Origin of the sequence: Candidatus Magnetominusculus dajiuhuensis, assembly GCF_046044395.1 — a bacterium.
Taxonomy (GTDB): domain Bacteria; phylum Nitrospirota; class Thermodesulfovibrionia; order Thermodesulfovibrionales; family Magnetobacteriaceae; genus Magnetominusculus; species Magnetominusculus dajiuhuensis.
This window is the reverse complement of sequence record NZ_JBJUSG010000185.1, coordinates 1-5,033: the sequence shown is the minus strand read 5'-3', so window position 1 is coordinate 5,033 and position 5,033 is coordinate 1. Positions and strand designations below refer to the sequence as shown.

The 5,033-nt window shown below is 48.7% G+C and carries 4 protein-coding genes; 3 read left to right on the top strand and 1 reads right to left on the bottom strand.

What is annotated here, in order from left to right; all coding sequences use genetic code 11:
* Positions 1-124 precede the first annotated feature (124 nt).
* A complete protein-coding gene (locus tag AB7D94_RS16390) occupies positions 125-1,072 on the top strand; it encodes an MBL fold metallo-hydrolase (RefSeq protein WP_420267119.1) in 948 nt (315 codons plus the stop codon).
* A gap of 12 nt (positions 1,073-1,084) precedes the next feature.
* On the opposite strand, the gene AB7D94_RS16385 is transcribed toward AB7D94_RS16390, so the two are convergent.
* Positions 1,085-2,065 carry a hypothetical protein gene (locus tag AB7D94_RS16385; protein ID WP_420267117.1) on the bottom strand — a complete coding sequence of 327 codons (981 nt, stop codon included), beginning with the start codon at positions 2,063-2,065 and terminating at the stop codon, positions 1,085-1,087.
* A 114-nt stretch (positions 2,066-2,179) separates the two neighbouring features.
* Here AB7D94_RS16385 and AB7D94_RS16380 point away from each other — a divergent pair, with 114 nt between their 5' ends.
* Entirely contained in the window at positions 2,180-3,121 is a 942-nt protein-coding gene (locus AB7D94_RS16380; protein WP_420267116.1) for a hypothetical protein, read from the top strand.
* Positions 3,122-3,135: 14 nt separating this feature from the next.
* Positions 3,136-4,929, top strand: coding sequence for a tetratricopeptide repeat protein (locus tag AB7D94_RS16375; protein ID WP_420267115.1), 1,794 nt, complete (start codon positions 3,136-3,138; stop codon positions 4,927-4,929).
* Positions 4,930-5,033 lie beyond the last annotated feature (104 nt).

Sequence of the window (5,033 nt, the reverse complement as noted above, 5' to 3'; positions counted from 1 at the left end):
TGCTTTCAAAAACCCTTTTATCAATAGGTGCAAATTTCTATATCGGAGCTTGGGAGCTTGCCCTGGCTTGAGAATTTAGTGAATGGTGTGGTAGAATTTGTCAATTGCTTCAAGGGGGTTTGTTATGATAAAGGTGTGTTTTTGGGGTACAAGGGGGTCGCTTCCTGTCTCAATTACCGCCGATACTGTGAGGGCAAAGCTCCACAGGGCGTTGAAGACTGCCAGAAATTTTGACACCAGCACCGACGAGGCTATTGAGGCCTTTATAAACGGGCAATTGTCCTTTTCTGACTGGGGCAGCTACGGAGGCAACACATCATGTGTCGAGATACGCGATGACGGTGAGTATGTCCTTTGTGACGCGGGAAGCGGACTGAGGGATTTCGGCAACTTCATCATGAAAAGCGGCAGAGGCAAAAACCCGGGCGTCTATAATATCTTCATGTCGCACCTGCACTGGGACCACATACAAGGATTTCCATTTTTTACACCCGCGTTTATCCCCGGCAATAAGATAAATATCTACGGATTTCACGAAGAACTCAGGGATACATTTATCAGACAACAGGCAGCCCCCAATTTTCCCGTCCCGTTAAATGTAATGAAGGCAAAAATAGACTTTCATGTCCTTGAGCCGGAGAAGGAATACGAGATAGCCGGTCACAAGGTTATAGGAATCAGACAAACCCATCCCGGATTTTCCTATGGCTATAGTTTTGTAAAAGACGGCAAAAAGATAGTCTATTCCACTGACTCGGAACATAAGGACGACGCCAAAAAGCTGGGAAAATTCTTCGATGGCGCTGACTTGCTTATATTTGACGCCCAGTACTCTCTCTTCGACGCTATTGATACGAAAGAGAACTGGGGGCACTCAAGCAATGTGCTTGGCGTGGAGCTATCTGTAAACGCGGGCGTAAAGCGCCTCTGCCTGTTCCACCATGAGCCTGCCTACAGCGACGAGACCATTGAACAGCTTTACAGAGACACTGTGGAATACTGCCAAATCACCGCCCCTGAGCGCCCACTAAAAGTGGATATCGCATATGACGGCCTTGAGATAGATATTTAGAGAGGCTGCCTGTTATCGTTTGATAAAATTATCGTCAATCCATTCAGAGATACACCCGGCCCAATACTCGTGCAGTATGTGGTTTGGATGGCCCACACCACCGACACTCAGCCCTCCGCCTTTCCCATAGTCCGGATGGGCGCAGTTTACGTATTCAATCCCCTGTTCTTTCATAAATGCGCTCATAGGCGGGTCATCAACGAGAATTGCCACGAGGAGTCTTGATTTCCCTTTGAGTGCGACAAAGTCCCTCATCTGTGTGATGACAGATTGAGTTACGAGGTGTTTCTGTTGGGGGCGTTTTCTGAGTGCAAAGGCAAGCCAGCCCTTATGGAGGACTGCCATCAGCACGGAGTGCCGCTCACCCGGCCACGGCTCAATGGCGCTCAGGGGTTGAAACTCCACCTTGCCGTCTGTCACAACGGCGTGAGGAGAGAAGATGTTCTTGCCCTCTGAGTCTTTCAGGGCGGATGCCCATGAGGCCGAGGCAACGTTTCTGTCTTCGTGGGCGGGGATATAGCCGTAAATTGTCAAGTTGGGAACTGGCGGGGCGTTAAACACCAGTTTTGCCATCAGCAGGGATTGAACCGTGCCATAGCCGCCCGTACCGTAGTTGTCGAAGACGATGTCGGGGTATTTTTTATCAAGGAGAAAGCTGAACGTCTCGTTGTCTCTTACGCCGTAGCCTTGTGTGAAACTGCATCCAATGAGCATGACCCTGGTTTTTGCTGTTTTTATCTCTGAGGGGCGGTTAGCCCTCCTGCCGTCGTTCCAAAATGTCATAGGGACATGGCCGGGTTCTGTGGAGTTATAAACGCCGCCCCTGTTTTTCCACCCAACAATGGGGTGTGGGGCTGCCCACGGCTTACTGAATGTGGAGATGTTATTAGATCTGAGGCCTATGGCCCTTGCGCCGCCCTCTACGATTAACACTGCCGCGGCTATTGATAATAAAAGAAGAAGGATATTTTTCTTCATATCTAAAAATAACATGCCGCAAGCCCTGTGTGCAACCCAAACATTTTATAGTAGCCGGACGGTTGTCATTTTTATGATTTTGTAGTACAATTCAACTGATGAGATTTCTATTAGAGGAGATGGCAATAAATGTACGGTAATCTGTGGGCTCTTTTTATTATCTCGCTCAGGGCCTTGTGGCGCGGCTGGAAAAAGTCAGGCATTAAGAAGACCCTTGAGGATGTGCGTATGCTGCGAAGGCTATTTCCGGCTAAGGCGATTAAGATTAAAAAATCGGGCGCTTTGGTAATATCAGAATCCGGCAACGACATGGCGGCTGAAATCCACGGCAAGGAGATCACCGTATATGGCAGCATTACGATAAAAAACTGCGTCATCCTCCTGAGAGACATGACGTTTAACGTGGAGAAAGTCGGGCAGAAGATATTGAGTGACGGCTCGCTCTGGATAGAAAATACACTGTTTCTTGGCAGCATGGGACATCTCTCCAACCTGAACATCGTCTCAGGAGGCATAGTTCAGGGGGAAATATCAAAGGTCTCAATGGTCTATATACGCGATGGCAGGTATAACGGGACAATCAGCGAGATAGAGAAATGGCTTCACATATCGAACTCCCGCGGTATCGTCAGGGGTAGCGTCGGCAGAATCGGCGAGGTACTCTATCTTGACGCCGGCGAGTTCATAACAGACACATTGCCCTCTATTGAAGGCGGCTATGCTGTTTTAAAAGAGGGTAAGATAATGGGGACAGACGGGACACCGTGGCCGTTGGAGGCCATAATGGGCAGTATCGCGCCACTCACGGAAGACCATGAGATATTTCTCTTTGGCTCTGGTGGCAATGTCCTGCTTGGCGCGGGGGCGGCGCATGTCCTCTGCAAAGAGGGCACAGACCCGTACTCACGATATAAGACCGAGAACATCATCTCATCCAACAGGTTTTACCGGTTAATTGACGGCAAAATCAGGGAGGTCACCCTGAAAAGCGCCCCAAACCAGCAGATAGGCGCTCATGCAAACAAATTCTACTCCTTTGTCCGCCTTGAGATAGTTGACAAGACACAGTGACCCGGAAGATTTAGATGCTGAAAACCCTTAGAAGGCTGCCTGATATGCCAATCGTTCACCTGTTGATTATCGCCGCAGTGTGTGTAATCATATACAGCAATTCCTTCAAAGCGCCGTTCATGTTCGATGACTACACAAATATAATCGAAAAAAGTGTGATCAAAGATATCGGGCAGTACAAAGACAGCTACTCGTTAATAAGCCCAAAGGCAAACCGGCGCTTTGTGGGGGTTTTAACGTTTGCGCTTAACTACAAGCTCAACGGCATGGATGTCGCGGGCTATCATGTATTTAACCTGATAGTGCACGCGTTGAGCGCCCTTGCTGTATACTGGCTTGTCATGCTCATATTTCGGACGCCTTTTTTTGAATCGTTTGATCCCTTTTTTGGGCGCGGCCTGGCTGCCCTTTTTACCGCACTGTTATTTGCCGTCCATCCAATTCAGACGTCTGCCGTAACGTACATCGTGCAGCGCTATACGTCTCTTGCCACGCTGCTGTGCCTTGTTTCACTGTTGGCCTATGTAAAGTCGCGGCTCAAGCTCTCATCGCCCGTGTGCTATGGCCTTTACGCGGTTTCAATTATCGCCGCCGTTGCCGCCATGAGGACAAAGGAGATAGCCTTCACGCTTCCGGTTATAGCGGTGTTATTTGAGTTTCTGTTTCTTGATGGGAGGCTAAAAAAGAGGATATTATATCTCATTCCCCTTGTATCTACCATGTTAATCATTCCGATTTCCATATTGGCAAATAAGGCCCCCGACGCGGCAAACGCGCTGGCTATTGCATTGAATCCAAAACTCATAGACTCGTCCATGAAGTTAGCCAGCGTTACAGATATAACCAGGACAGAGTACCTGTTCACGGAGCTTCGCGTCATAGTGACGTATTTACGGCTGTTATTTGTCCCCGTGTCGCTCAATCTTGATTATGATTATCCGGTGTTCAGGAGTTTTTTTAAGGCCGGCGTGATGCTGTCGTTTTTAGTGGTTGCCTTGCTTTTCGCCTCGGCCTTGTATATGCTTTTTAAATCTTTTAGGGCGTATCGTTGCCCTGCCAGGTTGTATTGCTTTGGTATGCTGTGGTTTTTTATCGCCTTGTCAGTAGAATCATCTGTTATACCCATAAAAGACGTAATAAATGAATACAGGTTGTACTATCCATCGGTGGGATTTTTTATTGCCGTGATTGCCGTGGTTGTGTGGATAGTGCAAAAGTGGGGAAGACCGGCGAAGGTATACGCGATTTCGGTGTTGTCGTTAATAATTGTCGTATTTTCAGCCATGACTGTTTTGAGAAACGAGGTATGGGCGGACAGGGTGAGGCTATGGGAGGACACGGTGAGAAAAAGCCCGAACAAGGCGAGGCCGCATTATAATCTGGGCTATGATTACATAAGGCAGGGCCGGGTCGTGGATGCCTCAAGGGAATTTCAAACCGCTATCACATTGAAGCCGGATTTTGCCGACGCATACAACAATCTTGGAGACATCTACGCGGCACAGGGGCGCATGGATGAGGCGATTGACGCGTTTAAGAAGGCGGTTCAATCTGACCCTAACTTTGCCGTGGCCTATAACAACCTCGGCACGATTTATGATGAAAGGGGGCAGTTTGAGGAGGCGGCCGCGGACTATCGAATGGCCATAAGATTGCAGCCCGACTACATAGACGCACGTCTGAACCTTGGGAATCTCCTCATAAAGGCAAAACAATTCAACGAGGCGGCCGCGGAGTTTCAGGGTGTGTTGCATCTTGCCCCATATAACGACGAGGCAGCACAGAAGCTGCGGGCACTGCATCGTTAAAACAGGACATTTCTACTTTGGCGCAACAGGCTGCCCTCGACAGGGCAAACGCATTAGAAATTGTCTCCCTTATTTTTGTCATTCCCCTTATTTTTGTCATTCCG